This is a genomic window from Archangium lansingense (genome assembly GCF_026626635.1).
Taxonomy (GTDB): Bacteria; Myxococcota; Myxococcia; order Myxococcales; family Myxococcaceae; genus Archangium; species Archangium lansingense.
Map to the genome: position 1 here is coordinate 1,208,642 of NZ_JAPNKA010000001.1, position 26,989 is coordinate 1,235,630.

A 26,989-nucleotide genomic window follows, 5' to 3' on the forward strand; every position below is an offset into this window, starting at 1 on the left:
GGCAGGCTCAGGACGTCTTGCGGTGCCGGGCGCGCCAGGCGCTGGGGGACTCGCCCGTCATCTTGCGGAACAGGCTGCTGAAGTGCTGGAGCGAGGCGCACCCCACCTCCACGGCCACCGAGGTGAGCTTGGCATCGCTCTCCAGCAGGAGCGCCTGCGCGGTGCGCACCTGCACCGTGTTGAGCTCGGACTGGAAGGAGGTGCCGGCCTCGCGCAGGCGGCGCTGGAGCGTGCGCTCGGACATGCCCAGCTCCCGGGCAATATCCGCGAGATTGGCCTCCACCAGCCGGTAGCGCAGCACCCGGTGCAGCTCGCCGAGCAGCGGAGACTGCCCCATGAGCTGCATCACCAGGTCATTCAGCTCGTTCATCAGGGCGCGGGCTTCGTTCTCGGGGCGGCCCAGCCAGGCGAGCGCCTCGAGAGGATCCGCGAAGGCGCGGGTGGGGTAGCCGGAGCTGACGAGGCTGTAGAAGCCGCCCACCACCGCGCCGGCCATGCCCTCGGGCCGCACCAGCGCCTGGCGCTTCACCGTCTGGGAGAAGTCGGGGATGCGCGGCATCATGTACTTCACCAGCACGGACAGGCCGTTGGCGTCCGGGGCCTCCACGCGGCTGGCATCCACCAGGGACAGGTGGGGGACCGCGGGGGCGAGCTCCACATCCAGCACCCGGGTGAGCCGGTGGATCTGCGACTCTCCGGGCCGGCCCCACACGGTGAATCCGCACAGCTCGGGCGTGGCATACCAATGGAGGAAGTTCTCCCCCGTCAGATAGCGGCCGATGGGGTCTCGGAGGTAGTCGTCGAGTCCTTCTGCGGAGCGCACGGCGCGGGAGCATAGCTCCTGATGAGCCGAGCCACCCAGGCAGGATGAATAGGGGCCAAGGGGGTTTGCAGTGTTGGACGAAGCATCCCCTCGGTGGCCAGGCGGGCTGTCAGGGCCGGCAGCTCGCGCCAGGGCTCCTGGGGGCGCAGGTGGTGGGCCTGGTGGTAGCCGGCGTTGAAGCACAGCAAATTGTACAGGCGAGAAGTGGAGGTCACTCCCAGTGAGTCCTTCCGCGTGGCATCCGTCTCGTGGTGCGCGGCCAGGTTGAGCAGGTGGATGGAGAGCTGCCCCAGGAGCACCATTCCGAAGTACGAGAGGGCCAGCCAGGGCCGCCACAGGGCGAGAGTCACCAGCGAGCCCTGCAGCAGGACGGTGTCGAGCACCAGCTCCGCGCGCTGGCCCTTCTTCTGGCCGGCGACCTTCCACACCTTGGCCAGCAGGCCGTAGGGCCAGAACCAGGGGGTGAGGGTGGAGCGCACCAGATAGGTGAGCGCGCCCTCGCCGTCGCGGCGCCGGCCCCAGTCTCCCTCTCCATCATTGTACTTGTGATGGTTGAAGTGATGGGTGTGGTAGCCGCGGTAGGCAAAGCCACAGGCCATGCCCAGCGAGCGGGACACCAGCCAGTGCAGCGCTCGGGGGCGCGCGATGGGCACGTGCATGTGGTTGTGGAGGACGGCGTAGTTCCAGAACAGCAGGAGGTAGCCGACCCCCAGCAGCGTGACGCGGCCCGTCATGGACCCGGTGTCCCAACTCAGCAGCAGCGTGGGAAGCCAGGCCCACCAGAGGGCATGGACGGCGAGGTGGGGCACATCGAGGGAGGGGGGAGAGGAGGGGCGGAGGGGCATACCTTTTCGATGTACGCACGCAAGGTGTGAACTGCTTCATTGCGCGCGCCAATCGGTTGCGCCAGCGCGCAAATCCGGACGTTTCGCGCCCCCTGACCCCAGAGGTTGCTCAGTCCTCCTCGCGGCGGAGCGTGGCGGCCACCAGCGAGAGCGCGCGGATCTGCGTGGGGCTCAGCTTGCGCACGTGGCGCATGAGCCGCCGCATCGCCGGCTCCTCGGGCGCTGGAGGTGGGGGAGGGGCTTCCTCCCAGACAGAGGGCTGGCCCGTGCCGAGTGCCAGCAGTGAGTCCGCGGGAAGGTGCAGGGCCATACATATCCGGCGCAGCGTGGGGACGCTCGGCATGAGCAGGCCTCGCTCCAGCCGGCCATAGACCTCGGTGGCCACGCCGATGCGCTCGGCCACGTCCGCCTGCGTCAAACCCGCCTTCTGCCGGGCCGCGCGGGCCCCGTCTCCCAGGGACTTGGCCAGCTTCTGTTTCGACTCCCGCTTCACCCGGCGCTGTGGCGGCGCCTCCTTGTCAGGCAGGGGGGGACGGCGGGGGGGGGAAATGGGGATGAGGGGGGGCTGCTCGGGGGGAACTGGAAAGGTGGTCTTCAACGCCATGGCTCCGCTCCGTCCTGACTCCAGGGTTATATGACTTCGCAAGTCATGTGTCAGCGGCTAACTTTTGAAGTTGGCTACGGGTCAACACCGCGCCCTGGCTCCTCCGGGGATTGGGAGGAAGCGGCTCGAGCCACGCGGGAGATGAGGCACGAAACGACAGAGGCTCCCGGTGCGTGGGGGTGGCCACGTGCCGGGAGCCTCGCGAGGCATCACGGAGAGGCAGCACCTCCCTCGAACGATGCCTGGATCTGTGAAGGCAGCAGCGCGGTGCCTCCATACACCGTGCTCTTGCGCGAGCCATCCGGAGCCCCCCGGAAGGCTTGCCTTGCGCATGTTACCTCTCAGCTTGAGTCTGGACTACCCACCTGTCAAGTCACCTGCACCCTACGTCAGGGGTTGAGGGCTTGCGGCGGACGCGGGGCGCTGTAGCCGGGCATGTAGCACTTGCCCTCGTGCTCGAAGGCGTCATCTCCACAAGGCGGACGTGATGCGATTTCAACCCAGCATCCACCGCGGATGACGACCTCGTGTTTCGACTTACAGGGCGGGCGGTTCTGCCCCTTGAACGGTCCCTGGGGCATGGGAAGGGCAATGGCTTGCACCGCGTCGGTGAGGAGCTGGACGGGCGGCATCTGTTTGTCCACGGCCAGCGCTGGTGGCGCGGTGGGGCTAATGGGCTCTGGCGTGGAGCTCGGCCCCGGAGTCACCCCGAGCGCCAGCAGTGCGGCCATCGCCACGGTTCCCACGAAGGAGCGGTGCCCTGTCTCCGGAGGGGGTGGGGGCTTCTGGGCGCCAGCTGCGAGGTGGGCCTGGGCCTCTGGCCGTTCCTCGATGCGCACCAGGGCCGTGGCCCATCGGTCGAGCATCCATGCGAGCTGTTGCGGTTGTCCGTCCACGGGCGCGCGCTCCACCTCCAGCGCGAGGTAGGGCGGCGCCACGTGAGAGGTGAGGCGCACCTCCCAATCCTCTTGGGGCCGCAGCTCTCCTTTCGGTCCGGGCATGAGCACCAGGGCCGCGTTGCCCGTCTTGTCGTTGCGAACCTCGTAGAGCCGGCCCACTCCTCCGCCGATGCCGCGGTAGCGTTTGAGCACGTGGTACGGCGCCGGTGGTACTTCGCTTCGGGGGATGTCTTCCTTGTCCATGGTGTGTCCTCCCGGAGCTGACTCCTAACACACCGGGCTGACCAATCGAGTCGGGTAGAAGTGGCGGGAGCCCTCAAGGCACAATGGGGGAAGATGGGCCGTCGAGCTGAGCTGAACCCGACCTCTCATGTAGGGGAGGGGAACGGAACCATGCGACGCAGACCTGCTCGCCCGGGCGCGCCGCACTCCCTCGGGTGGCTGGCTCGTCCAACTCACCCCACGCTCCTCGAACTCGACGATCCCGTGCACCTCGCCGCGCTCCAGAACGCCTACGAACGCTTCTCGGAGATCGCTGGACGCACCTCTCCCTGATCGCGCGGAGGCCCGAAAAATCGGCCCCAGCGCGATTGTCAACTCCCGAGGTGGGCCAGGACGGAAAAGTCCCAACCATTTCAGGGGTTTACCTCTCATGAGGGTCTGACATATGGTGACGCGCTCCCGGGGGTTCCCGGGTACCGGAGTCCCCGCGTTCCCAGGTGCGGAGGGCTTCTGGCGTGCCCCGGTAGGGAGGGCTGTTCAGGCTGTGAGCGACGAGCGTCCGGACGCGCTGCTCAAGAGCGCACTCGAAAAGATCGTTTACTTCGAGGCCCGTGCCGAGCAGCTCAGCCATGAGCTGACGTCCACGCGCGAGGAGCTAGAGCACCTCAAGCGTGAGCTGGTCTTGTCGGAGGATCGCGAGCTGGCGCTGCGCCGGGAGGTGGCGGGGCTGGAAGTGCGAGTCGGCCGCATGGCCTCCGAGCGCGACGAGCTCTCCCGCCTCAACCAGGCCCTGCGCACCGAGCGCAGCCAGCTGCTCGGTAAGCTGTTGGAGGTCAGCCGCATCCGCGCCTCGGACGCGCGCGAGGAGGAGGACAACGACGGCCTGGGCATCGACCTGGCTTCGTTCATCTCCCAGCTCCGCAGCGAGGCGCTCGCGCGTCCAGCGGAGGTCGCGGCCGTGCCCGCGCAGCCTGTCCCCGCCTACCCCTGGCCCCAGTCCGAGCCGCAGCGTTCCCAGGCGGTGGAGGTCGCTCCCGCCCCTGCGCTCGCGGTGGTGGCGGCGTCCGCGGCGAATGTCTCCCCGGTGATGCAGCACGCGCAGCGCCTCTTCCTGGAGGGGCGGCTGGCGGTGAGCCCTGGGCAGATGGCGGAGCTGTCCGGTGGCGGCGACGAGACGCTCTTCGGCTTCTCCGTGCGCGAGCTGTCGGCACCGGATGCGACCTCGCGCGTGCGCGCCGCCGAGCGCCTCAAGGCCCTGGGTCAGCCGGCCGCCGCGCCCGCACTGGCCACCGCGCTGCACGGTGAGAAGGACCCCACCGTCCAGGTGGCTCTGCTCGCCGCCTTCGCCGAGGTGGGCAAGGAGGAGGGCGTCCTCGTGGTGTCGCCCCTGCTGGCCTCCTCTGTCCCCGAGGTGCGCATCGCCTCCCTCAAGGCGCTGCTGAGCCTGTCACCCCAGGAGGCCGCGCCTCACCTCGCCCAGGCAGTGAAGGACCCCGACCGCTCCGTGCGTCGGCGGGCCTCGTTGCTGGCGCTTGGCCTCGAAGGCGAGGGCGCGCGGCGTCTGGGCGAGGAGGCCATTCACGACCCGGATGCGGAGGTGCGCAGCCTCGCCGCTTTGGCACTCGGGGCCGGCAGCGGGGAGCACGCCCGCATGCTGCTGCTGGAGGCCCTCAAGGATTCCGAGGTGCGGGTCCGCCGCTCCGCCTCACAGAGCCTCTCGCGCATCCTCGGCCAGGACGTCTCCGCGGTGGTGGACATGGACGAGGGCCGCCGGCGCCGGGAGATCCGCCGGCTCGCCGCGCTCCCCGTGCAGCCGGTGCGCGCCTCGCTCCTCCAGAAGCCGCCCGCGCGCGCCGCTGCCCCCGTGGCCGCTCCCGCCCCCGTGGCTCCGGCGGTCGTCCAGGCTTCAGTGCCCGCTGCTCCACCCGCGCCTTCTGTCCGTCCCGCGCCTGCCCCGTCGCTCGTCCACCGTGCGGCGGTACCGGCCGCGGTCTCCGCTCCAGCCCGGGGTGTGGCTCAGCAGGCCGTCCGGACCGCCGCTGCTTCTCCCGCGCAGGCCCAGCCCGTGTCGCGTCCCACCGCGCGCCAGTCGGCCTCCCCGGTGGAGGCCCTGTGCGGGCCCCTGATGTCGGAGATTCGCGTGGCCATCCGGGGCCGCTCGCTCGGTGAGCTGGCTACCGGCATCTCCGCGCCCCCCGAGCTGGCCGAGGAGGCGCTTACCCTCCTGGTGGCCAGGGGAGCGATTATTCGACGGGGTCACAAATACTTCGCCGCTTGAGGCAAGGTAGGGGCCGCCAGGTTTCGACGAAGGGTTTTCCATGGATGCGCCGACGTACAGCTCCAAGCAGGTGGCCGAGATGCTCGGCCTGCCACCGAAGTCCATCGCCTCGGCGCTGAAGCAGGACAGCTATACCGGCGCCGAGGTGTGGGCTCTGCGGGCGCAGCTCAACGCGTACCCGCCGCAGCTCGGCCGCCGCAAGCAGCTCTTCCTCAACTTCAAGGGCGGCACGGGCAAGACGTCCCTGTCCACCTCCTACGCCTGGCGCCTGGCGGAGCTGGGCTACAACGTCCTCATCGTCGACCTCGACAGCCAGGGCCACGCCACCAAGTGCCTGGGCTTCGAGGGCGAGGACTTCGACAAGACGCTGCTCAACGTCCTGGTGCGCAAGTCGCCCATGTCGGAGGTCATCCAGAAGTCCTCCCTGCCCAACCTGCACTTCGTCCCCTCCAACCTCACCATGTCCACGGTGGACCTGGCGCTGATGCCCATGGCGGGACGCGAGTTCAAGCTGCGCAATGCCCTGAAGGAAGTCGAAGCCCAGTACGACATCATCGTCTTCGACGCGCCGCCCTCCTTCGGCCTGCTCAACCTCAACGCGTTGATGGCGGCCAACGACTTGTTCGTCCCGGTGCTGGCCGACTTCCTCTCCTTCCACGGCCTCAAGCTGCTCTTCGAGACGGTGCAGAGCCTGGAGGAGGACCTCAACCACGTGCTGGACCACGTCTTCATCGTGGTCAACTCCTTCAACGCCACCTTCAAGCTGGCGAAGGAGGCGCTCGAGGCGCTCCAGACGCACTACCCGGAGTACCTGCTGCCCACCATCATCCGGCAGTGCACCAAGTTCGCCCAGGCCTCCAGCGAAGGTCGACCCGTCTTCGTAGCAGACCCGGGCTCCAAGGGGGCCACCGATATCGAGGCCCTCATCCAGAATGTACTTCCGCGCTTGCGGGCGGGCGCGGCTCCCGGTAGCGATAGCGGTGCGCAGCAGGCCGGTTGACGTATAACCCCTCCTCTCCTGCTTTCAGGCTCGCCCATGAAGAAGGCCTTCGAACAGAACGTGTCCCGCGCCAAGCCGCGCCTCCGACTGGGAGCATTCACCGGCGTCGTCGACCCCGCCGCGCCCGAGGAGGGCCAGGAGCCCGAGCAGGCCCTGGCTCAGGTTCCCGAGCCAGCTCCGGCCCCCGAGCCGGTGGCCGCTCCCGAGCCGCCCTCCGCCACCCATGACCTGTCCGCCGAGGTGCGTGCCCGAGTCGAGCGCGCCCGCGCGCCGCGCCCCACGGCCGCCGAGGTGATTGACGCCGCCCTGCGTGCCCCGGCTGTCCAGGCGCCCCTGGAGGTGGCCGACACTCATGCCGCTCCGGTAGCGCGGGTCGAGGCGCCCGAGCACGAGGTGGAGGTGCAGACGCCGGCCTCGCCCAAGGAGGACCTGGACAACCAGGCCCGCCGCGAGCGGCTGAAGGAGCGTCTCAAGGCGGTGCGCGAGAACCCGCGTCCCGAGCCCCTGCCGGCCAGCGTGGCCGAGGCGGGCCTGCGCGCGGTGGAGCGCATCTCGGCGCTGCAGTCCGAGCTCACCAAGGTGAAGTCGCTCAACCTCACGCTCACGCAGGAGCTGGAGGTGTCGCGGCGCCAGGCGGAGAAGGCCACCGAGGAGGCCCGCCTGCGCATGGATGAGGCGCGCCGGCTCGCCACCGACATGGAGGGCCGGGTGAAGCTGCTCGGTGACCTCGAGCGCGAGCTGGCCGCGCTGGAGGGTGAGCGCGACGAGGCCCTGCTGTCGTTGCAGGAGGCGCGTCAGGCCATGCAGGCCGCCGCCCACGAGCGCTCCACTCTCGAGTCCGCTGTTGCCGAGGCCAAGAAGGCCCTCGCGGACAGCCTCTCCGAGGAGGAGCGGCTCGCTGGCGAGCTGGAGACCGCCAAGGACGAGGCCTCCGCCCTGCGCCGTGCGGTGGACACGCTCCAGGGCGAGCGCGATGTGCTGGCCCAGCAGGTGGCCTCGCTCACCGCGGAACGCGCTGAGTTGCTCGAAGCCCGCAAGGCGCTCGAGGCCGTGCACCGCGCCCTCAGCCAGGCCGTGGTGCGCTGAACCAAGGGGCGCACTGCGCTCCCATGTCGTCCTTTGGAAGCCCGCCGGTCCTCGCGACCCGCGGGCTTTCTTGCGTCTGGGGGCATGGTGAGCAGGCGAGGGGACCGGGTCGCGTTGCCGCACACGAGGTGGAAGCGGAGCTTTATCGGCGAACCCGGGGGGGCCTGGGGGCCAGCCGGCCAACCGTGCCCTTCGAGCCGCTCAAAGGAGTGACACGTGGCTTTAGACCTCTTCAAGGAGAAGGGTGTCCCGCTGGATCGCCAGAAGTTCACTTGGAAGGACCTCACGCGGCGCACCTACAGCAAGCTGGATGACGACGCCTTCACCCGCGTGCGCGTCATCCTGATGAACGGCATCGAGTCGGAAGCCCTTCGCTTCAGCCACGCCTGTGCGCGAATGAACCGGGAGCTGCGTGAGCCTCTCGCCATCATCCGCCGCGTGGAGCAACACCAGCAGACGCTCGTCAACTGGATGAACCCACCGGACCAGTCTCCCGTGGAGACCACCCTCGGCTTCGAGCAGGTGGCCATCGAGGTGACGGCGAGCGTGGCCCAGCACGAGCCGGACCCGTACCTGGCCCAGGCGTATCGCTTCGGCATGCTGGAGGACTTCGACCACCTGTACCGCTACGCGGCGCTGTACGACCGGTTGGAGGGCAAGGACCCCAACTACCTGGTGCAGAGCTACTCGGACATCATTCCCGGGCGGCCCACGGCCATCGAGCACCGGCACCCACTGGATGACATCCGCCGGCCCTATGACGCGCGCACCGCCGAGCCGCTCACCAAGATTCACGCCCTCACCATCACCGCGGCCGAGCACCAGACGCACGACTACTACATGACCATCGGGCCCATGTTCACCGACCCGGTGGCGCGTCAGCTCTACGCGGAGATCGCCTCCATCGAGGAGCAGCACGTCACGCAGTACGAGTCGCTGATGGATCCGAGCGAGTCGTGGCTGGAGAAGTGGCTGATTCACGAGGCCGTCGAGGTCTACAACTACTACAGCTGCCTGCACTACGAGACGAACCCGCGCATCAAGGAAGTGTGGCAGCGGTTCGTGGACTACGAGCTGGGACACCTGCACTACGTGATGGAGCTCTTCCAGCGGTTGGAGGGGAGGGATCCAGCCGAGGTGTTGCCCAAGGAGCTGCCGGAGCCCATTCGCTTCGACAGCCACCGCGAGTTCGTGCGCCAGGTGCTGCGCGACGAGGTGCACCTGAGCGCCAAGGGCACGGACTTCGTGCCGCGCACCGAGGAGGCCGAGCGCACGCTGCGCTACCGCGAGCAGCTCAACTCGGAGGGCTCGCCGTCGGAGACGGTGGCCGCGGGCTACCACTGGCGTCCGGGGACGGAGCTGGTGGATGAGGCCGAGCGCCTGGGCACGCAGGCCGAAGGGAGGATGCAGTAATGGAGCGCAAGGCGAGCGAGATGGGGATGAACCGGACGGGCATCAAGACCTCCCTGGTGCACAGCAAGAAGGCCATCGAGGGCGCCGCCAAGGCGCCACCGAGCAGCCCCGGAGATGCCTCGGCCATCGCGAAGGTGCGCCAGGAGTTCTCGAGCGAGGCGGGCGGGCTGGGCTCGGTGCCACCTCCCAACCTGAAGGGGATGGCGAAGGCGGCGGTGACCCTGCTGAAGGGCGGCCGGGCCACGGTCCTCATGGACAAGCTGGGCCAGCGTGCCGGCTTCGAGCGCACCGGGGTGCGGCTGTACGAGGCGGCCCTGTCCAAGCTGGACGTGTTCGGCACGTGGGACGGCGGGCCTTCGCGGGAGCAGTTGGAGAAGATCCGCCAGGATGAGCTGTCACACTTCGCGCTGGTCAAGCGGACCATCGAGAAGCTGGGGGGAGACCCCACGGCGCTCACGCCCGCGGCGGACCTGCAGGCCAACATGTCCGAGGGCGTGCCGAAGATGCTGGTGGACCCGCGCGTCAACCTGCTGCAGTCGTTGGACGGGCTGCTGACGGCCGAGCTCGTGGACAACGCGAGCTGGGAGCTGCTCATCGAGCTGGCGCGCGAGCTGGGGCACCAGGAGATCGCCGAGGACTTCCAGCGAGCACTGGACGTGGAGCAGGAGCACCTGGCGCTGGTGCGGGCGTGGATAGCAGCCGGGACGCGGCTGGAGGCCCGGGTCGGTGAAGAGGCCGCGGGCGCTCCGGCGTAGTGGCTAGAACGAAGAGCCCGGCTCCTGGAGGAAGGCGACTTCCTCCGGAGTCGACTCCCGGCCCAGTGTGGCGTTGCGGTGAGGGAAGCGCCCGAAGCGCGCGATGATGTCGTGGTGGCGCCGGGCGTACTCCACCACCCCGGCGCCGGAGGCCGGGCGCTGCGGGGCGAGCGCCTCGAAGAGGGACACTGCGAGGCGCTGGTCGTGGATGTCTTCGCTGTGCTCGAAGGGCAGGTAGAAGAACCACCGCCAGACAGGGGGCAGGGATACATCGAGGCCGCGGGCGAGCGCATGACGCGCCACCTCGCGAGCCAAGGCGTCGGTGGCGTAGGCTTGAGGCGATTCGCGGAAGAGGTTGCGCGGGAACTGATCCAACAGGAGCAGGAGGGCCAGGGCGCTGCGCGGCTCGTCGCGCCAGGCCTGGAGCTCACCGGCGGCAGCCTTCTCGTGGGTGGCGAGGAAGCGGCGGGAGCACTCGGCATCGAAGGCCGCATCCCGCTCGAACCAGCGTCCGCGAGGCTCCGTGTAGCCCGGCTCTCTCGGATGGCCGAACCAGAAGGTGAGGATGTCGTCCACGCTGGCCATGGCTGCCTCCTGAAGGTTGTCTCTCCAGCAACCGTCGTCAGACGAGGGTGGCCGCCGGAGAGGGGAGGGCACAGCTTCCCACGAAGATGCCCCCTCGGAGGTGGTGACGATGCAGGAGCAATACAATCTGGACAACCCGTCCCTCACGAATCTGAACAACCCTTCCCTGCGGAAGGAGTCATTCGCGGCGCTGGGGACCTTCGGTGTGCTCACCCTGGGCTCGGCCCTGCTGGGAGGGGGCGTCTCGAACAGCAGTCAGCGCTGGTACCGGCGGTTGCGCAAGCCTGGCTTCACCCCACCGTCCTGGGTCTTCGGGCCGGCGTGGACGGTGCTGTACGGGTTGATGTCCTTCTCCGCATGGCGCGTGTGGAACCGGCCGGCGGGCCCCAAGCGCTCATGGGCGCTCGCGCTGTGGGGAGTGCAGCTCGGTTTCAATGCGCTCTGGTCCCCGCTCTTCTTCGGCAAGCACCGTCCGAGGGCGGCGCTCGCGGACATTGCCGCACTGGGAGTGAGCCTCGCGGCGTACACCACGTTGGCAAGCCGGGTGGACAGAGGAGCGGCGTGGATGATGGCGCCCTACCTGGCCTGGGTGGGGTTCGCCAGCGCGCTCAACGAGGAAATCGTCCGGCTCAACCCTTGATGACATGATGCCCTCCTCTCTTTCGGGGGGCTTCATGGAACTCCGCATCCAGAACCTGTCCAAGCGCTATCCCAACGGGACCCAGGCGCTCCAGGACGTCACGCTCACCATCAAGCCCGGCATGTTCGGGCTGCTCGGCCCCAACGGCGCGGGCAAGTCCACGCTGATGCGTACGCTGGCCACGCTCCAGGAGGCGGACAGCGGCAGCGCCTTCCTCGGGGACATCGACGTGCTGAAGGACAAGGACGCCGTGCGCCGGGTGCTCGGCTACCTGCCCCAGGACTTCGGCCTCTATCCGAAGGTGACGGCGGAGGACCTGCTCACCCACCTGGCAACCCTCAAGGGCATCTCCAGCGCGCGCGAGCGCAAGCAGGTGGTGGACGCGCTGTTGCAGCAGACGAACCTCCACCACGCCCGGCGCAAGCAGCTCGGCGGCTTCTCTGGAGGCATGCGCCAGCGCTTCGGCATTGCCCAGGCGCTGCTCGGCAACCCCAAGCTGCTGATTGTGGACGAGCCCACCGCGGGCCTCGACCCCGAGGAGCGCGTGCGCTTCCACAACCTGCTGAGCGAGATTGGCCAGGACGTCATCGTCATCCTCTCCACGCACATCGTCTCGGACGTGCGCGACCTGTGCCCGCAGATGGCCGTGCTCAACGGGGGCAGGGTACTGCTCACCGGCGCGCCCGAGGACATCATCTCCCGCCTGGAGGGCCGCATCTGGAAGAAGTTCGTGGACAAGGCGGAGCTGCCAGCGTTGCAGGCCGCGCTGCCCGTCATCTCCCATCGGCTGTTGATGGGTCGCACGCTCGTCCACGTCTACAGCGCGGGGGCTCCGGACGGCTCCTTCACCCCGGCCGTGCCGGACCTCGAGGACGCCTACTTCGCCGCCATCAAGGGACACCTCGCGCAGGAGGCGGCTCCCGTCCTCCAGGCCACCGCGGGCTGAGGAGCCACCCACCATGCTCTCCATTGCCCTCTTCGAGCTGCGCCAGCGGCTCAAGCTGCTGTCCACCTGGGTCTACTTCGCCGTCTTCTTCTCGCTCGCCGCCCTGTTCATGTGCGTCGCGGGAGGTGCCTTCAAGAGCGTCATGGTCGGCGGGGGAAGTGGCGGCAAGGTGTTCGCCAACTCGCCCTACACGCTGACCATGGTGCTCACCCTGCTCGGCCTCTCCGGCGTCATCGTCACCGGTGGCGTGATGGGCCAGGCCGTCTACCAGGACTTCGCCCACGGCACGCACCCCCTCTTCTTCACCGCGCCCATCTCCCGCGCCCGGTACCTGCTCGGCCGCTTCCTGGGCGGCTTCCTCACGCTCGTCATCATCTTCTCGAGCATCGGCCTGGGGGCCCGGTTCGGCGCCAGCATGCCCTTTCTGGACCAGAGCATGTTGGGCCCCACCGTGTCGGGCTCGTACCTGCGGCCCTACTTCGTCAGCATCCTGCCCAACCTCTTCTTCGCCGGCGCGCTCTTCTTCGGAATGGCCGCGCTCACCCGCCGCATCCTCCCCGTCTACGTCACCAGCGTGGTGCTGCTCGTGGGCTACCTCATGGGCAACAACCTGTTGGCAAAGCTCGACACGAAGTGGCTGGCCGCGCTGGTGGACCCGTTCGCCATGAACGCGGTGCGCATGACGACGGAGTACTGGACGGCCTCGGAGAAGAACACACTCCTGGTGCCGCTCGAGGGTTGGCTCCTCGCCAATCGGCTCCTCTGGGTGGGCCTGGGCGTCGCCATGCTCGGCTTCACGCTGCTGCGTTTCCAGCGGACCCACTCGCTTGCGGGAGGCCGTGCGGAGGCCCCTGCTGAGTCCCCGGCCGCGCAGGCGCCGCTCACGGCCCCCTCCGTCACGCGCGACTTCCGGGGCACCACCTTCCTGCGGCTGCTCCCGCGCCTGTCCTGGCTGGACTTCAAGGAGACGGTGAAGAACATCTACTTCCTGGTGATGGTGCTGGCCGGCGTCATCATGGTCTTCGGCGCCACGATGCAGCTCGGCGAGATGTACGGCACCCCCGTCTACCCGGTGACGTACCTGGTGGTGGAGCTCGTGGGCGGCGGCTTCAGCCTCTTCCACGTCATCATCATCACCTTCTATTCGGGCGAGCTCATCTGGCGCGAGCGCGACGCGCGAATGAGCCAGCTCTCGGATGCGCTCCCCGTGCCCGGATGGCTGCCCTACCTCTCCAAGCTGCTGGCGCTGATGGGGGTGCAGGTGCTGCTGAGCGCGGTGCTGCTCGTCTGCGGTGTGCTAGCGCAGCTCTTCAAGGGTTATACGCACCTCGAGCTCGGCCTCTACCTCACGGACCTCTTCGGCTTCCGGCTGTTGGACCTGTGGCAGCTGTGCGTGCTCGCGGTGGTCGTCCACGTGCTGGTGAACCACAAGTACGTGGGCCACTTCGTGATGGTGCTCTACCTGCTGGCCAGTACGTTCGCCTCGTCGATGGGCTTCGAGCACGGCCTCTACAATTACGGCGGCGCGCCCTTGCACATCTACTCGGACATGAATGGCTACGGGCCGTACGTCGCGCAGATGGTGTGGTTCCGCGCGTACTGGGCGCTCGTGGCGGTGGCGCTCGCCTTCGTGGCGCACCTGTTCTGGGTGCGCGGCACGGAGAGCGAGGCCGGGTGGCGGCTGCGGCTGGCCGGCGCGCGGGCCTCGCGGCCGGTGCGGGTGGGCCTGGGCCTGTCGGTGATGGGAGCCGTGGCCGCGGGTGCCTTCATCTTCTACAACACCAACCGCCTCAATCCCTACAAGACGGAGCACGAGCAGAACACGGAGTCCGCCGACTACGAGAAGAAGTACAAGCCGCTCGCGAAGGTGGCGCAGCCGCGCATCGTTTCGGCGAAGGTGCAGGTGGATCTCTTCCCCGAGGAGCCGCGCATGCGGGCCCGGGGCACCTTCGGGCTCGTCAACAAGACGGCCGAGCCGGTGAAGACGGTGTACGTCAACCTGCCCACCAACCTGAAGGTGTACCGGATGGTGGTGGCGGGCGCGGAGTCGCCGTCCGAGCACGACAAGCGGCTGGGCTTCTTCACGTACACCCTGCCCACGCCGCTGGCTCCGGGGGCCTCGGCCGAGCTCCAGTTCGAGCTGGGCCTGGAGCCGCGTGGTTTCCTCAACAAGGGCGCGCAGACGACGCTCGTGGAGAACGGCACCTTCCTCCACAGCACCCTCTTCCCAAGGCTGGGATACCTGGAGGACGCCGAGCTGGGGGACGACGAGGCGCGTAAGAAGCAGGGGCTCGCGCCCAAGGCTCGCATGGCGGACGTGAACGACCTGGAGGCCCGGCGCAACACGTACATCGCCTCGGACTCGGACTGGATCTCCTTCGAGGCCACGGTGAGCACGTCGCCGGATCAGATCGCCATGGCGCCCGGCTACCTGCAGCGTGAGTGGACGGAGAACGGGCGGCGTTACTTCCACTACACGATGGACAGCCCCATCCTGAACTTCTACTCGTTCCTCTCCGCGCGCTACGAGGTGAAGCGCGACAAGTGGAACGACGTGGCCATCGAGGTCCTCTACCACCCGGGCCACGCGTACAACGTCGACGGGATGATTCAAGCGGTGAAGGACTCGCTCGACTACTACACGAAGAACTTCGGGCCCTACCAGCACCGGCAGGTGCGCATCCTCGAGTTCCCCCGGTACGCGACCTTCGCCCAGGCCTTTCCCAACACGATTCCGTACTCGGAGGCCATCGGCTTCATCGCGAAGGTGGACCCGGACGACCCCGAGGACGTGGACTTCCCCTACTACGTGACGGCCCACGAGGTGGCGCACCAGTGGTGGGCCCACCAGGTCATCGGCGGCAACGTGCAGGGCTCCACGCTCCTGTCCGAGACACTCTCGCAGTACTCGGCGCTGATGGTGATGAAGAAGAAGTACGGCGAGGCGCGGATGGGCCGCTTCCTGCGCTACGAGCTGCAGAGCTACCTGCGCGGGCGCGCCTTCGAGCGCAAGCAGGAGATGCCGCTGCTGCTCGTGGAGAACCAGCAATACGTCCACTACAACAAGGGCAGCCTGGTGATGTACGCGCTGCAGGACTACCTCGGCGAGGAGAAGCTCAACCGGGCCCTGTCCGAGTACCGCCAGAAGGTGGCCTTCCAGCAGCCGCCGTTCACGCACTCGCCGGAATTGCTCGCCGAGCTGCGCGCGGTGACGCCCGAGCACCTGCAGTACGTCCTGCATGACTTCTTCGAGCGCATCACGCTGTACGAGAACCGGGCGCTCAAGGCCACGTACAGCGAGCTGCCGGACGGGAAGTTCGAGGTGAAGGTCACGGCGAAGGCGCGCAAGGTGGAGGCCACCGGCACGGGCACCGAGTCGCCGCTGAAGCTCGCGGACTGGGTGGACGTGGGGGTGCTCGACGAGGACGGCAAACCGCTCTACCTGGAGAAGATTCAGGTGACGAATGAGGACGTGGAGTTCACCGCGCGGGTGGACAAGCGTCCGGCGAAGGCGGGAGTGGATCCGCTCAACAAGCTCATCGACCGCAAGCCGGACGACAACACGGTGGCGGTAGAGAAGCTCTGAGCCTCGCCAAAATCCCTCCAGCGGCGAATCCCTCCAGCGGCGAATCCCTCCCTCTCCCACCGGGAGAGGGTCGGGGTGAGGGTATCGAGGTCCCCGAGTTTCGACCTTTGACCCCCAGCCGCTCTGGAGCCATGGTTGCCCGCCATGAGGAAACCAGTGCGTCGGGTCTGGAAGGTGCTGCTCGGGTTGGTCGCGGTGTTGGCGGTGTTTCTCTCTATCGCACTCACCCCCGTGCCGATTCCCGAGCGCACCGAGTTTGGCCCGTCGCTCTCGGAGCTCCGCGCGCTCGCGGCATCGACGGGCGAGCCGCTGCCCACGGAGTTCCGGCGCATCGTGGTGGGCGAGGGCGCCATGCCGGCTGCCGCCGTGGTGGCAGGACGGTTCTTCGGGATGCAGCCGCTCGTGTTCCAGGCGCACCAGGTCATCTACGGAGATGGGCGGACCGTCATCCTCGACGCCGGGTGCGATGCGCAGACCCTGGAGGCCAACCTCCCTGGCTCGCGCCTCCAGGCAGACAACTACGCGCGGCTCCAGGAGGCGATGCGGCGAGCCGACGCCATCGCCATCACGCACGAGCACTTCGATCACAGCTCAGGCATCGCGCACTCTCCGTACTTCGATGAAATCGCTCCGCACGTGGTGATGACGGAGGAGCAGATCCACGGGCCTCAGGCTGGGCTTGCTGGCTTCACGGGGGACGTGGTGAGTCGGCTGAAGCCGCTGCGTTACGAGCGGATGCACCTGCTGCGCCCGGGCCTCGTGCTCATCAAGGCACCGGGGCACACGCCGGGGACGCAGCTGCTCTACGTGCGGCTGGCGGACGGCCGGGAGTTCCTCCTGGTGGGAGACATCGCGTGGCACCAGGACAACATTCTGCTGCCGCGCATGCACCCGAGGCTCGTGAACTGGCTCGGCGGCGAGGACGGAGCGGCCATGGCGAATCAGCTTCGCTACCTCCACGAGCTGCGCAAGAGCACGCCGGAGCTGAACCTCGTGGTGGCTCATGACGAGGAGCAGATGCGTGGGCTCCTCCAGCGTGGACTGGTCCAGGACGGACTGCGGTAGGACGCATCGAGTCCCATGCTCGGCTCCTATCCTGCCGTGCGGTGACGTAACCGAACAGGTAGATAAGCCAACTTGACGTGATGGGTCATCGCGGCAGATACTCGTCTGCGCGGCACGCGCACGGCCGGTGCGTGGGCAATGAATGGCGGGGAGGTGCGATCACAACGCGTGTCAGAGGGGCTCGTTAGCCTTTGCGTATGTGAGGGCGTGGTCGGTGGTTGGGAGGTGGGGGGGACAGTGGGAGCAGGTTGCTGGGGCGGTCTACGTCGATGGTCTCTCGTGTCTTGTCGAGTGCAAGCACTGGCGGGAGCCGGTCGACTTCAGCCCTATCGCTAAGTTCAAGGTCCGGATCGATCGGCGGCCTCCAGCCGCCCTCGGTCTGCTGTTCAGCGTGAACGGGTTCACGGAGCCCGCGCTGCGGGAGTCCTACGCGCAGCCCTTGCGAAATGTCCTGCTGTGGCACGGCAGGGATGTGTCTCTAGCTCTGAGGGGCGGCATGCGTGCGGCGCTCGGAGCCAAATGGCGAAAGGCCGTGGAGGAAGCCCAGGTGGACTACGAACTCAAGGCGGAGGATCTGCGATGATTCCGTGTCTCGTTGTGCGAGGAGAGGCGAATGCCCTGGTGCTTCGCAAGCTGCTCGAACCGGAGTTCGGGCCTGAGCTCCGGGTGCTCGGAACAGACTTCTTCTCGGAGAGTGTCTCTCTGGCCAGGTCCGTTCTCAGCAATCGCAAGGCCATCGTGGCCCTGGTCGCCGATACCCGGTCCACCGAGCTCCAGAGGATTCGAGAGCTGCACCGCTTCCTCGTCTACGCGTTGGTCCAGATTGAATGCCCGGACCTGTGGAAGGTGGTCCTGGTGGTGCCAGACACGGAGATCCTGCTGTTCCAGAACCGGGACGTGCTGCGTCAGGTGCTCGGGCGGGAGCCGACAGAGGAGGAGTGGACTCGCGGTCAGACCGAGCCCCTCCGCGTTCTGGAGGAGGTGTTCGGGCTCAAGGAGATACGCCTCGACAAGGAGCTGTGCCGGCGCCTGGAGACAGTGGACGTGAGCTGTCTGTCCGAGCACCCCGCCGTGCAGCAGGTGCGGCAATTCTTCCGGGACCACCGCGAAGGACGGTCCACATTGAGCCTCTGAGCCACCGCGTGGGTTAGCGCGGGGACAGCCGTCCCATCATCATCGGGCTGCCAGAGGCCGCCAGCTTCCGACGCCGGAGGATGGAGCGCAGGCCCAGCCACATGGCCCCGAGCGACACCACCATCCACACCGCTGCCCAGAAGGGCGCGGGCAGGTAGGTGAGCTGCGCCATGGCGTGCGCGTCAGAGACACCCACCTCCAGGCCGTAGCCGAACAGGCCCTTGATGTCCTGCAGTGCCAGGAGGCACGAGAGCGCGGCGATCCACACGACGAGCCCGCGTCTCATCCACACCGGCCCCTTCCACGCCACCACTCCTAGGAGGGCTCCCATGCCGGCGATGAAGCCGAGGGTGAAGAGTCCGTCCGATTGGGAGGAGCCGGTGGCGAGCGCGTGGGCCTGGCCCGGGTCCGGCGGGAGCAGCGGTACCCATAGGACGGCCACACCCACCATCCAGACCACCAGGCCCCACAGCAGCGCACGTCCGCTGCGCATGCGCCCGGCGGCCATCAGCAGCAGCGCCCCGGCCAGCGACGAGCCCACATAACCGCCAGAGGCGATGAGCAGCTCCTTCCAGAGCGAGCCGGTGAGGGAGTGGTAGGTGAGCCCGCCCGTGGCAGGGCTGATGGTGACGCTGCTCACGTGGGAGCCCACGGCCCAGGCTGCGAGCGCGTGTCCGCTTTCGTGCATCAGCGTGACCAGCAGCCGGAAGGGGTACAGCCACACCGTCTGCCAGAGGAAGACGCTGGCCGCGGCGGCGAGCACCAGGCACGCCAGGAGGGCGCGGGTGGACATCGGCGGCGGCTCGGGAGCGGGACGCATACCCCTTGGACGCTAACACGGGGGCTTTCGTTCCGCTGGCCCCCCGGGACGGCCGGTGGGGGAGTAAGCCCTCTCTCCCAGTGAAGCACCACGGGCCTGCCCCATGCGTCCGCGAAGAACTGAAGCACGTGGGCATGTTCGAAGACGATTTCGTGGGGTTGCTCCGTGAGGTGGCCGTGCTCGGGGACGATCATCAGCGACACCTCTTGGTGGCGGGCCCGGGCCCTCCTGACGAACACGTCCGCATCGGAGAGGGAGACCTTGGGGTCGCGCCCTCCGAGCATGAGCGCGAGCGGGCCCTGGAGCCTGTCCACGTAGGTGATGGGAGAGATGGCCCGGAGCAGCTCGGGCTCGGTGTCTGGGTCTCCGTACTCGCGCGCCCTGGCCTTCCGCAGGTCCTCGGGTGCGTTCTTGAAGAAGGAGTAGAGGTCCGTCTTCGCGGACAGGGCGAAGCCCGCGTCGTACGTTCCGGCGAACCGGGTCATGCCGAGCAGCGTCTGGTTGCCGCCGTAACTCCAACCGAGGATGCCGACCTTCGGCGCCCTGCCATCCCGCGTGAAGCGGGTCCTGACATACCGGCCGCAGGCCTCGATGTCCGTCTGCGCCTCGGGTTTTTTGGGGCCGTTGTCCGCGTCCGCCCAGGCCTCATTGCAGCGGTTTCCTCGGATATGGGGCTCGACGAAGATGTACCCGGCCCGCAGGAAGAGCTCCGGCCTCCAGTGGTACTGGGGTCCGTTGCACGCTCCATTGTAGAAGACGATGACGGGGCAGACGGTGTCCTGGCATGGGGGCGGAATGCGGATGACGAGGGGAATCGTCACGTCGCCATTCTGGAAGGACTCCACGCTCCCAGAGGCACTCCAGCGAAGGGTCTTGCCTCCATCCGCGAGAATCTCGGCCAGCCGCGCGGCAATTCCCGGATCGGGCTCTCGCCTGGGCCAGGCCGCGTAGAGCTCCTGTGCGGAGCTGTCGCCCGTGACGAGCGCTGACCCGACATACCCCGGACTGTTCGCATCGGGATGCGCTCCCAGGACCGGAGCCGGAGCGGTCGGACGCTGAACCTCTGTATGAGCACAGCCTGAAATCCACAGCCCCAGCAGGGCGCCGAGCCACGCGGATGCCGTGAGTGTCTTCACCCTCGCCATTCCGGCATCTTGCCACCCCCGTACCGTGGAGGTTGGCCTCGTCATAGAGTGTGGGGCAATGGCGCCCAAGACGAGCACGGCCGAGACGTACGCCGCCCAGCACCGCGGCGATGCGGACCACTACGCCACCTATTTCGCGGGCATGGATGCGTCCATGCAGCAGAAGGTGGCCCTCACCACCGCGCACTTCCCCACGCGCGGCCGGGTGGCGGACATGGGGAGCGGCTCGGGCCGGGGCACCTACGACCTGGCCTGTCTCTACGGCGGCCTGGAACTGGTGGGCGTAGACATCAACCCGGTGTCCGTGGACATGGCCTCCTCCGCCTACCAGCGCCCCAACCTGCGCTTCGTGGTGGGCGATATCGCCGACCCCGTCTTCCCTCCGGAGTCACTGGATGGGGTGCTCGACTCGTCAGTGCTCCACCACGTCACCAGCTTCAACGGCTTCTCGCTCGCTCGCCTGGAGACGTGTCTGGACAACCAGGTGCGCGCGCTGCGCACCGGTGGCATCATCATCATCCGCGACTTCCTCGTCCCCGAGGGGCCCGAGGAGGTGTGGCTCGATCTGCCCACCACGAATGGTGCCGCCGAGGGCCCCGTCCAGGGTTTGTCCACCGCCGCGCTCTTCGAGTGCTTCGCCCGCGACTTCCGCTGCAGCGTCAACCGGGACGGCCCGGTGCCGTACACGCGGCTCGACTCGCCCCACCCGGGGCACGTGCGCTACCGGCTCGCTCTGCGCGCCGCCAACGAGTTCATCCTTCGCAAGGACTACCGCACCGATTGGGACGTGGAGCTGCTCGAGGAGTACTCCTATTACTCCCAGGCCCAGTTCGAGGCCGCCTTCCGGCGCCGCGGGTTGCGCATCCTCAGCTCGATGCCCATCCGCAACCCGTGGATCATCGCCAACCGCTATGAGGGCCAGTTCCACCTGGCGGGGCTGGACGGACGGCCTCTGCCGTACCCACCCACCAACTACCTCATCGTGGGTGAGAAGGTTCCCTCGGGAGCGGGTGTCGAGCTGCGCGAGGCGCACAGCGAGCCGCTCGCGGCGCCGCGTTTCCTGTCCCTCAGTGCCTGGCGCCATGCGGACTCCGGCCAGGTTTGGGAGCTGGTGGAGCGCCCGGGGCGGACGGTGGATCTGCTGCCCTGGTTCCGTCAGGACGGCCAGGTGTTCGTGCTGGCCAAGAAGGGTTTCCCGCGGCCCATCGTCAACGCGTGCGCGGACCACCCCAACCTCGGGGGCGCGGAGCTGTCCGGCTACGTCACCGAGCCCCTCGCCGCCATCACTCACGCAGGCGAGGCTCCGGACAAGGCCATCGCGCGCATCCTGCATGAGCGGGCAGGGCTCCCGGCCGACAGCATTCGCGCCCTGGGAGAGCCCGCGCACTACTTCACCTCGCCCGGCGGGGTGAGCGAGCGTGTCTCTGCTTACCTGGTGGAGGTGGCTCTGGCCGCCGGACTGCCAGCGCCCGATTATGGCTCGTTCACCAGCTCGGGTTCGGTGCGAGAGCTGGACGCGCGGCAGGTGCTCCGCGCCTGCCACGTGGGCGGCATGGTGGATGCGCGGTTGGAGCTCAACATCCATCGTCTGCTGCGCCACCTGGGCACCTCGCCCGGGCCGTGGATTGGTGCCTCCATCCAGCTCACCGAGCAGTCTGGTGGACCGAAGTGGGCCGACGATGCACTGACGCCCGCTCGGCGCGCGGTGTTCTCCACGCACGAGGACGGGACGGTGGGCTACCTGGACCTGTGCACTGGCACGTTCTCTGAGCACGACGCGGAGGGGCGTGTGCTCGCGAGCGTTCCGCGTGAGTACCTCGTGCCCCGCGAGGCCAGCCGCAACACCACGGTGGCGCTCCCGGTGGTGCGGACGCGCGAGGGCATTCGGGTGGGGATTGAGCACAGGGAGCTACCCGTGGTGCAGCACTTCACGGGGAGCGCGAACCTCGCGGTGACACCGGCCTGGCGGTTGCCCCGGACGCTCACGGACTTGAGCGAGGTGCCCGCTTTCATCGCCGAGCGTTTGCGCGAGGAGTTCTCTGTCACGGTGCGCCGCACCTGGGAGCTCGGTGGCTCGTACCATGCGACCCCGGGCATCACTCCCGAGCTGGTGTGGCCGTTCGCCGTGGAGGTCGAGGCCGATGCGGCCTGCGACTCGCGGCTGCGCTGGATACCGCTGGAGGTGCTCGTGAGCCAGTTGGATGCGGTGCAGGACGCGCACCTGCTGGTGGTGGCATGGCGGCTGGCGCACGCGCTGGGCGTGCTGGGGTGACCTCCCCCTACCATTGAGCCGCATGCTCTCTCTCATGGGACCTGGGATGGTTCGGCCAACAGCGTGGATTTGTCTTCTGTCCTTGCTGCTTCAGGCGTGTACGACGGTGGGGTCGGCCGGAGGTATGGGCCGAGAGGATGCGCTTCCAGACGAAGAGATCGCGGGAGACCTGGCTCCACCGTGGGAGATACGTGGTCGTGAGCAGGACGAGGAATCGCGCCGAGCTGAAGTAGCAGCGGCTCTGGCGGGCATGCGTGGAGTGGCAAGTCTCGTGGATGAGGTGGGGGGCGAATTGGTCTTTCACTTCTGGGCGCAGGATGGTGCGCTGACGCTGCTGTCGTGGAAGCGGCGCATCGGAGGAACAGGCCACTCCGAGGGCGTGACCTCATTGGTTCCGAGTCTTGATGTCAACCTGCCCGTCTATGTGGGAACGCGCATGGGAGAGGTTGTTCTCACCTTGCGTCGCGAGGGACAGGGTTGGCGCCTGCATTCCTTCACCAGGATGGAGGGTACCAGACCGCTGGAGGCCAAGACGTTACCGGTGCGGCGCACAGGCGTGACGGCGGATACCCTCGCGCAGGCTCACGCAGTGGCCTCCCAGCTGACCCGTGGCCTGGAGGTACCTGAGGGGGGCAGTGCCTCCCTCCTGGTAGAGGTACTGCTGGACGACGACCGGGTCCTGGGGGCGGAGACCGTGCGTTACGAGTCCCTGGGAGGCTCATCTGCCCGGCTCACCCCGCCGAACCTGGCTGTTCAGCTCACTCAGGCTCTCCTGCCGTTCACTCAAGGTGTAGGGCCGCGCACGGTGCGGCTGCGGTTGGAGGTGGACTCTCATCGGGCGGAGAGCCCTGCCCGTTGGCGTGTGATGGAGGCCGAAACGCTGCGACCTGACGTGCCGGGTCCGCCCGCTCTCACCACCGAGCACTACGCGCTCTACGAGCGGATCCTCCGCGAATGGCGGGAAGAAACGGCGGCTTCCTTTCAGCAGGCGGGGATCTCCAGTGCCGAGTTCCTCGCGACGTGGTTCATCGGCAGTCTCGCTCTACGTGGTGGCTTCGCGCTCTTCGAAGCGGTGGCACCCCGCTTGGCTCCCATCCTGGCTCGTGGAGGTTCGGAAGCCATGGCGTGGTTCCGCTCCTTTCTCGCACGAATACGCCCGCAGGAGAGGGAGAAGTTCCAGCGCTTGTGGATGAAAGCCCAGACAGAGGGGCTCTCGGCCGCGGAGAAGAGCCAACTCCACAAGCTCATGGAGCGCTTCGAGAAGCTCCTCGATACGAAATTGGACGAGGAGGCGCGCAAGATACTGCGACGTCAGGCGAATGCGGACTTCTACAAACTGCGTCCGGACCTCGCGAAGACCTTGGTGGATGGGGCTGGGAGTAAGTACCCAGTGCATCACCGGATTCCTCTGGAGCACGCCCACCGCTTTCCCGAGATGAACATCAACGGTTCGGTCAACCTCAAGGCGCTGCACTCCGCCGTGCATGAGCGGGTCAACAATGTCTGGACGGCATTCCGGCCGGCGGGCAGCAAGGCGTCTGCGGGTGACGTGCGGCAGGTGGCCGATATCGTCGACCGGCACTTCCAGCGTTGGTACGACGCTGTCTACCATCAGTCCTCCGACACCATGCTCGAGGAAGCCGAGAAAGCGGCTCTCCGGGAGGTGCGGGTGCTGCTGGCACGTATTCCGTAGCAGAGGTGTTCATGGCCACCGAATTGCCGTTACCGGGACTCGAGCGGTTGCTGGATGTGTGTCGGAAGCACGAGTTCTCCGTCGAGTCGTCGCCACCGGGGCGCTCTATCCCAGCCGCAGGTGCGCTCGTCGCGGGCCATCCCTTCGACCCGATTCTCGCCACCCTCTACAGGCGCATGGGGGGGCTGCACATCTCGGGAAGCGACGGTGAATTCCTGCTGCACCGTTTTGATGATCAGGTGGATGGGCTTACTCTCGCGACAGGTGCGCGGAGACGGGGCGCGCAGGAGCCCTTCCACTCCTCTGTGGCCTTCGGCTGCATCCCAGATCTCGCCTACTACTACGCCGTGGTGCCGAGCCTGGCCGACGAGCGGGGGCTGCAACCGGTCATCTACATCAATGCCTATTCGGAGAGGTATGTGCTGCCCGTGGCCTCGGACGTGGATCGCTTCCTCGACACGCTCTCGCGCTATCTGGAAATCCTGGTGGAGGATGAGGGGTATCGCCTCGATGGGATGCGAGGGGTCGACTTCCCTACGGGGGTGCCTGAACTCATCGCCCGCGACCGGCGGCTCGTCGAGATGCTCGGCGCCGGGCGCTTCGATTTCATCATGAACCTGGGGGACGAGTATCAGGGTTGGCTCTCCCGGGTGAAGTCGGCCTGAGAGGAAGGGGTACTCCTACCCCCGCCCCTCTTCCTGGTGGGGATGGGGGTCATGATGGTCATGCTCCGGCTCCCCATCCGCAGGTATCCGCACCGTGGCCACGGCTCCGCCTCCCTCGCGCGGGCGCAGCGAGATGCGGCCCCCGTGGCGGCGGACGATCTCCCTCGACACGTACAGCCCCACGCCGATGCCCGCGATGCCCGTCAGCTCGCGCCGGTCTCCCCGCTCGAAGCGTCCGAAGAGTTGCTCCTCGTCCTCCACCCGCAGGCCAATGCCGCGGTCGGCCACCACGAACTCCGCCTCCCCGTTCGGCAGCCTCCGGGTCCACACCTTGATGGTGCCTCCCGTCGGGCTGTACTTGATGGCGTTGGACACCAGGTTGTGCACCACCTGCTCCATGCGCAGCTCGTCGAACTCGCCCACCAGCGGCTGCGCCTCCAGCTCCAGCGCGTGCAGCGGTGAGGCGCTCACCAGGGCCTCCGCCACCCGCCGCACCACCTCGCTCAGGTCCATCCGCGTGCGCTGCAGGGGCACCTGCTCCAGGCCCAGCTGCGAGGCATCCAAGAGCTGATTCACCAGCCGCGTCACCCGGTCCACCTGCCGGCTCACGTTGTCCAGCCGCTCCGTGTGCTCGCTCCCCAGCTTGCGCCGCAAGAGCTGCACCTGGGCCTTGAGCGCCGTGAGCGGCGTCTTCAACTCGTGCGAGGCGATGGAGAGGAAGGCGTCCTTCTCCCGGCTGGTCCGCTCGATGGCCTCCAGTTGCCGCGAGAGCTGCCAGGCCATCCGGTCAAAGGTCTCCGCCAGTTGGTTCAGCTCGCGCGGCGCGTCCTTGGCCGCCTCGGAGGCGCGGGCCGTGCGCTCCCCCGCCGCCAGCCGCGCTGCCGCGTGAGACACGCCCTGCACTGGCGCGACGATGGTGCGCGAGAAGGCCAGCGCCAGCAGCACCGCCGACACCGTGGCCAGCCCCATGGTCCCCAGCAGGCCGAAGTACGAGCGCTCCACGTCCCGCTGCAGCCGCGTGCCCGGTTGCTGCACCACCACCCGCCAGCCCAGCGGCGGTACCTCCACCACGCCGAAGTGCTGGAGGGTGCTCACGCGCACCAGGGTCAACCCATCCTGCTCGGCCTCGTAGGTGCCGGTGCCTTTGGAGCCCACCTCCTCCAAGGCTCGCGCCAAGGGGGTGCTGATGATGCTGCGCACCTGCCCCGCTCCTTCCTCCGCCGAGTCGAAGACGAGCCCGCCTCGTGCGTCGATGACCAGGATGCGCCGCTGCCCATCTCCAATCTGCGCGTGGGCATGCCGGCGCAGCCGCGGCAGATCCACCGCCGCCAGCACGTACCCGGCGTAATGCTCCTCGCGGCGGATGGGGGCCAGGGTCACCACCAGGGGTCCGTGGATGCCTCCTCGCCCGAGGAAGACATCGCTCACGAGCGGCTCGCGCATCCTCTGCACCTCTCGCACATAGGTCCGGTCCGAGAAGTCGGTGCCCGCCAGCGGACGGCCCGCCGAGTCGGTGCGTGGGGAGAACGCGAGCGCCACTCCCTCCGGACTGCCCACGTAGGCGTTGAGGACCTCGGGCGAGTAGGTGACGAGCGCGTCCAGCTCCCCCTCCAGGAAGTTGGAGCTCGGCAGCACCCCCTCCGGCGAGAGGCTCGCCGAGAGCGTGCGGGCCAGTCGCGAGACGCTATGGCGTGCATGCGCGAGGCTGTTCTCGATTTCATTGGCCACCACTCGCGCGGCATGCAGGTTGGCCTCGTCCACCTGCCGCACCTCGGAGATGTAGCGCGCGCGGCCCTCGGCGCCGCCCACCACCAGCAGCGGGATGATGGCCCCCAGCGTGAGCGCCGTGCCGATGGCCCGGCCCAGCGACATGTCCGTCAGTGGCAGCGGAATCAGGGGTCGCAGGCGCCTGCGCACCCAGGGGATGAGCAGCACCACCTGGAGGAGGAGCGCCGCCAGCAGCCCATTCATCGCCTGCTTCACCCCCGCCACCAGGGTGGCCGAGGTGGGAATGCCTGCCACCAGGACGTAGGTGGCGAGGAAGTAGAGCGGGCTGAGGGCCCAATACAGCGCGTCCGACACCAGCGGGGTGAGGCGCCGGCGCAGCGCGCCCACGAAGAAGCCCTCGAGGATGATGTTGAGCCAACCCCATGGGTGGCCCCACAGCCACAGCGTCCTCACGCCGGACACGGCGCCCGCCAGCGCTCCGGCCATCGGTCCGAACAGCACCGCGGCGATGAGCACCAGCAGGGGCCCGAGCAGTAGATGCACCCCGGGCAATACCTCCAGGGCCGCCAGGTTCAGCAACCACCCAAGTAGCCCGAGGCCGAGGCCGCAACCGATTCGCCCCAGGACGCTCATCCGTGTGCCCAGGGTGCGCACCTGCTGCGGGCACGGCAACGTTTCTTTGCCCTCTGGACGTACTGGGAGTACGAATGCCCGGTTCACTGAAGGACAGAGCAGACGGGCGCGAGACTTCTCCAGCAGGGCTGGAAGCCAGAATCGCGGTCCCT

General features: G+C 67.9%; 23 protein-coding genes. 15 read left to right on the top strand and 8 right to left on the bottom strand.

Translation table 11 applies throughout. From position 1 onward, the window contains the following. Window positions 1-7: 7 nt before the first annotated feature. The 4 genes from OV287_RS04950 to OV287_RS04965 form a co-directional block, all read right to left on the bottom strand. A complete protein-coding gene (locus OV287_RS04950; protein ID WP_267542293.1) occupies window positions 8-685 on the bottom strand; it encodes a helix-turn-helix domain-containing protein in 678 nt (225 codons plus the stop codon). 80 nt (window positions 686-765) lie between these two features. Further along, window positions 766-1,557, bottom strand: coding sequence for a fatty acid desaturase family protein (locus OV287_RS04955; RefSeq protein ID WP_267532815.1), 792 nt, complete (start codon window positions 1,555-1,557; stop codon window positions 766-768). Between the two features lie 220 nt (window positions 1,558-1,777). Continuing rightward, a complete protein-coding gene (locus tag OV287_RS04960) occupies window positions 1,778-2,272 on the bottom strand; it encodes a helix-turn-helix domain-containing protein (RefSeq protein WP_308809547.1) in 495 nt (164 codons plus the stop codon). A 389-nt stretch (window positions 2,273-2,661) separates the two neighbouring features. Then, window positions 2,662-3,414, bottom strand: a complete 753-nt coding sequence (locus OV287_RS04965) for a hypothetical protein (RefSeq protein ID WP_267532816.1) — start codon at window positions 3,412-3,414, stop codon at window positions 2,662-2,664. Between the two features lie 150 nt (window positions 3,415-3,564). Here OV287_RS04965 and OV287_RS04970 point away from each other — a divergent pair, with 150 nt between their 5' ends. The 6 genes from OV287_RS04970 to OV287_RS04995 all read left to right on the top strand — a co-directional run bounded on the left by OV287_RS04970 (window position 3,565) and on the right by OV287_RS04995 (window position 9,925). Next, window positions 3,565-3,726 (top strand): DUF5953 family protein, encoded by a 162-nt coding sequence (locus OV287_RS04970; protein WP_267532817.1) that lies wholly within the window; start codon window positions 3,565-3,567, stop codon window positions 3,724-3,726. Between the two features lie 211 nt (window positions 3,727-3,937). Further along, on the top strand, window positions 3,938-5,671 hold the full coding sequence (locus OV287_RS04975) for a HEAT repeat domain-containing protein (RefSeq protein ID WP_267532818.1): 1,734 nt from the start codon (window positions 3,938-3,940) through the stop codon (window positions 5,669-5,671). Between the two features lie 40 nt (window positions 5,672-5,711). After that, the gene (locus OV287_RS04980; protein WP_267532819.1) at window positions 5,712-6,671 is read left to right on the top strand and encodes a ParA family protein; all 960 of its coding nucleotides are present in this window, start codon (window positions 5,712-5,714) and stop codon (window positions 6,669-6,671) included. A 36-nt stretch (window positions 6,672-6,707) separates the two neighbouring features. Then, complete coding sequence (locus OV287_RS04985; RefSeq protein ID WP_267532820.1) at window positions 6,708-7,757, top strand: extensin-like protein; 1,050 nt, start codon at window positions 6,708-6,710, stop codon at window positions 7,755-7,757. Window positions 7,758-7,973: 216 nt separating this feature from the next. Continuing rightward, on the top strand, window positions 7,974-9,170 hold the full coding sequence (locus OV287_RS04990) for a hypothetical protein (RefSeq protein ID WP_267532821.1): 1,197 nt from the start codon (window positions 7,974-7,976) through the stop codon (window positions 9,168-9,170). Further along, window positions 9,170-9,925: a ferritin-like domain-containing protein gene (locus OV287_RS04995; protein ID WP_267532822.1), complete on the top strand. Its 756-nt coding sequence runs from the start codon at window positions 9,170-9,172 to the stop codon at window positions 9,923-9,925. Before OV287_RS04990 ends, OV287_RS04995 begins: the two co-directional genes overlap by 1 nt. Window positions 9,926-9,928: 3 nt before the next feature. On the opposite strand, the gene OV287_RS05000 is transcribed toward OV287_RS04995, so the two are convergent. Beyond that, window positions 9,929-10,510 (bottom strand): DUF924 family protein, encoded by a 582-nt coding sequence (locus OV287_RS05000; RefSeq protein ID WP_267532823.1) that lies wholly within the window; start codon window positions 10,508-10,510, stop codon window positions 9,929-9,931. A 109-nt stretch (window positions 10,511-10,619) separates the two neighbouring features. On the opposite strand from OV287_RS05000, the gene OV287_RS05005 reads away from it, so the two are divergent. The 6 genes from OV287_RS05005 to OV287_RS05025 all read left to right on the top strand — a co-directional run bounded on the left by OV287_RS05005 (window position 10,620) and on the right by OV287_RS05025 (window position 17,881). After that, window positions 10,620-11,150 (top strand): TspO/MBR family protein, encoded by a 531-nt coding sequence (locus OV287_RS05005; protein WP_267532824.1) that lies wholly within the window; start codon window positions 10,620-10,622, stop codon window positions 11,148-11,150. A gap of 34 nt (window positions 11,151-11,184) precedes the next feature. Then, the gene (locus OV287_RS05010; protein ID WP_267532825.1) at window positions 11,185-12,096 is read left to right on the top strand and encodes an ABC transporter ATP-binding protein; all 912 of its coding nucleotides are present in this window, start codon (window positions 11,185-11,187) and stop codon (window positions 12,094-12,096) included. Between the two features lie 13 nt (window positions 12,097-12,109). Further along, a complete protein-coding gene (locus tag OV287_RS05015) occupies window positions 12,110-15,682 on the top strand; it encodes a M1 family aminopeptidase (RefSeq protein ID WP_267532826.1) in 3,573 nt (1,190 codons plus the stop codon). Between the two features lie 144 nt (window positions 15,683-15,826). After that, window positions 15,827-16,747, top strand: coding sequence for an MBL fold metallo-hydrolase (locus OV287_RS05020; protein ID WP_267532827.1), 921 nt, complete (start codon window positions 15,827-15,829; stop codon window positions 16,745-16,747). A gap of 142 nt (window positions 16,748-16,889) precedes the next feature. Continuing rightward, entirely contained in the window at window positions 16,890-17,330 is a 441-nt protein-coding gene (locus OV287_RS56355; protein WP_373371802.1) for a restriction endonuclease, read from the top strand. Further along, window positions 17,327-17,881, top strand: coding sequence for a hypothetical protein (locus tag OV287_RS05025; protein WP_267532828.1), 555 nt, complete (start codon window positions 17,327-17,329; stop codon window positions 17,879-17,881). Before OV287_RS56355 ends, OV287_RS05025 begins: the two co-directional genes overlap by 4 nt. Window positions 17,882-17,894: 13 nt before the next feature. Here the strand turns inward: OV287_RS05025 and OV287_RS05030 are convergent, their stop codons facing one another. Together OV287_RS05030 and OV287_RS05035 are read right to left on the bottom strand one after the other, a co-directional pair. Continuing rightward, window positions 17,895-18,674, bottom strand: coding sequence for a M50 family metallopeptidase (locus tag OV287_RS05030; protein ID WP_267532829.1), 780 nt, complete (start codon window positions 18,672-18,674; stop codon window positions 17,895-17,897). Next, window positions 18,569-19,846 carry an alpha/beta hydrolase family protein gene (locus OV287_RS05035; RefSeq protein WP_267532830.1) on the bottom strand — a complete coding sequence of 426 codons (1,278 nt, stop codon included), beginning with the start codon at window positions 19,844-19,846 and terminating at the stop codon, window positions 18,569-18,571. Before OV287_RS05035 ends, OV287_RS05030 begins: the two co-directional genes overlap by 106 nt. Window positions 19,847-19,904: 58 nt before the next feature. Between OV287_RS05035 and OV287_RS05040 the strand changes: the two genes are divergently transcribed. The 3 genes from OV287_RS05040 to OV287_RS05050 all read left to right on the top strand — a co-directional run bounded on the left by OV287_RS05040 (window position 19,905) and on the right by OV287_RS05050 (window position 24,476). Further along, window positions 19,905-22,118, top strand: a complete 2,214-nt coding sequence (locus tag OV287_RS05040) for a methyltransferase domain-containing protein (protein ID WP_267532831.1) — start codon at window positions 19,905-19,907, stop codon at window positions 22,116-22,118. A gap of 271 nt (window positions 22,119-22,389) precedes the next feature. Then, the gene (locus tag OV287_RS05045) at window positions 22,390-23,811 is read left to right on the top strand and encodes a hypothetical protein (protein ID WP_267532832.1); all 1,422 of its coding nucleotides are present in this window, start codon (window positions 22,390-22,392) and stop codon (window positions 23,809-23,811) included. Window positions 23,812-23,822: 11 nt separating this feature from the next. Next, a complete protein-coding gene (locus OV287_RS05050) occupies window positions 23,823-24,476 on the top strand; it encodes a hypothetical protein (RefSeq protein WP_267532833.1) in 654 nt (217 codons plus the stop codon). 15 nt (window positions 24,477-24,491) lie between these two features. Here OV287_RS05050 and OV287_RS05055 read toward each other — a convergent pair whose 3' ends face one another. Beyond that, entirely contained in the window at window positions 24,492-26,876 is a 2,385-nt protein-coding gene (locus tag OV287_RS05055; protein ID WP_267532834.1) for an ATP-binding protein, read from the bottom strand. Window positions 26,877-26,989: the final 113 nt, after the last annotated feature.

Coding starts and splice junctions, on each gene's coding strand:
- OV287_RS56355 (WP_373371802.1), top strand. CDS start 16,890: ATGGCGGGGAGGTGCGATCACAACGCGTGTCAGAGGGGCTCGTTAGCC.
- OV287_RS04980 (WP_267532819.1), top strand. CDS start 5,712: ATGGATGCGCCGACGTACAGCTCCAAGCAGGTGGCCGAGATGCTCGGC.
- OV287_RS05015 (WP_267532826.1), top strand. CDS start 12,110: ATGCTCTCCATTGCCCTCTTCGAGCTGCGCCAGCGGCTCAAGCTGCTG.
- OV287_RS04985 (WP_267532820.1), top strand. CDS start 6,708: ATGAAGAAGGCCTTCGAACAGAACGTGTCCCGCGCCAAGCCGCGCCTC.
- OV287_RS05035 (WP_267532830.1), bottom strand. CDS start 19,846: ATGGCGAGGGTGAAGACACTCACGGCATCCGCGTGGCTCGGCGCCCTG.
- OV287_RS04965 (WP_267532816.1), bottom strand. CDS start 3,414: ATGGACAAGGAAGACATCCCCCGAAGCGAAGTACCACCGGCGCCGTAC.
- OV287_RS04970 (WP_267532817.1), top strand. CDS start 3,565: ATGCGACGCAGACCTGCTCGCCCGGGCGCGCCGCACTCCCTCGGGTGG.
- OV287_RS05030 (WP_267532829.1), bottom strand. CDS start 18,674: ATGTCCACCCGCGCCCTCCTGGCGTGCCTGGTGCTCGCCGCCGCGGCC.
- OV287_RS05025 (WP_267532828.1), top strand. CDS start 17,327: ATGATTCCGTGTCTCGTTGTGCGAGGAGAGGCGAATGCCCTGGTGCTT.
- OV287_RS04960 (WP_308809547.1), bottom strand. CDS start 2,272: ATGGCGTTGAAGACCACCTTTCCAGTTCCCCCCGAGCAGCCCCCCCTC.
- OV287_RS04995 (WP_267532822.1), top strand. CDS start 9,170: ATGGAGCGCAAGGCGAGCGAGATGGGGATGAACCGGACGGGCATCAAG.
- OV287_RS04955 (WP_267532815.1), bottom strand. CDS start 1,557: ATGACGGGCCGCGTCACGCTGCTGGGGGTCGGCTACCTCCTGCTGTTC.
- OV287_RS05020 (WP_267532827.1), top strand. CDS start 15,827: ATGAGGAAACCAGTGCGTCGGGTCTGGAAGGTGCTGCTCGGGTTGGTC.
- OV287_RS05040 (WP_267532831.1), top strand. CDS start 19,905: ATGGCGCCCAAGACGAGCACGGCCGAGACGTACGCCGCCCAGCACCGC.
- OV287_RS05010 (WP_267532825.1), top strand. CDS start 11,185: ATGGAACTCCGCATCCAGAACCTGTCCAAGCGCTATCCCAACGGGACC.
- OV287_RS05000 (WP_267532823.1), bottom strand. CDS start 10,510: ATGGCCAGCGTGGACGACATCCTCACCTTCTGGTTCGGCCATCCGAGA.
- OV287_RS05005 (WP_267532824.1), top strand. CDS start 10,620: ATGCAGGAGCAATACAATCTGGACAACCCGTCCCTCACGAATCTGAAC.
- OV287_RS05050 (WP_267532833.1), top strand. CDS start 23,823: ATGGCCACCGAATTGCCGTTACCGGGACTCGAGCGGTTGCTGGATGTG.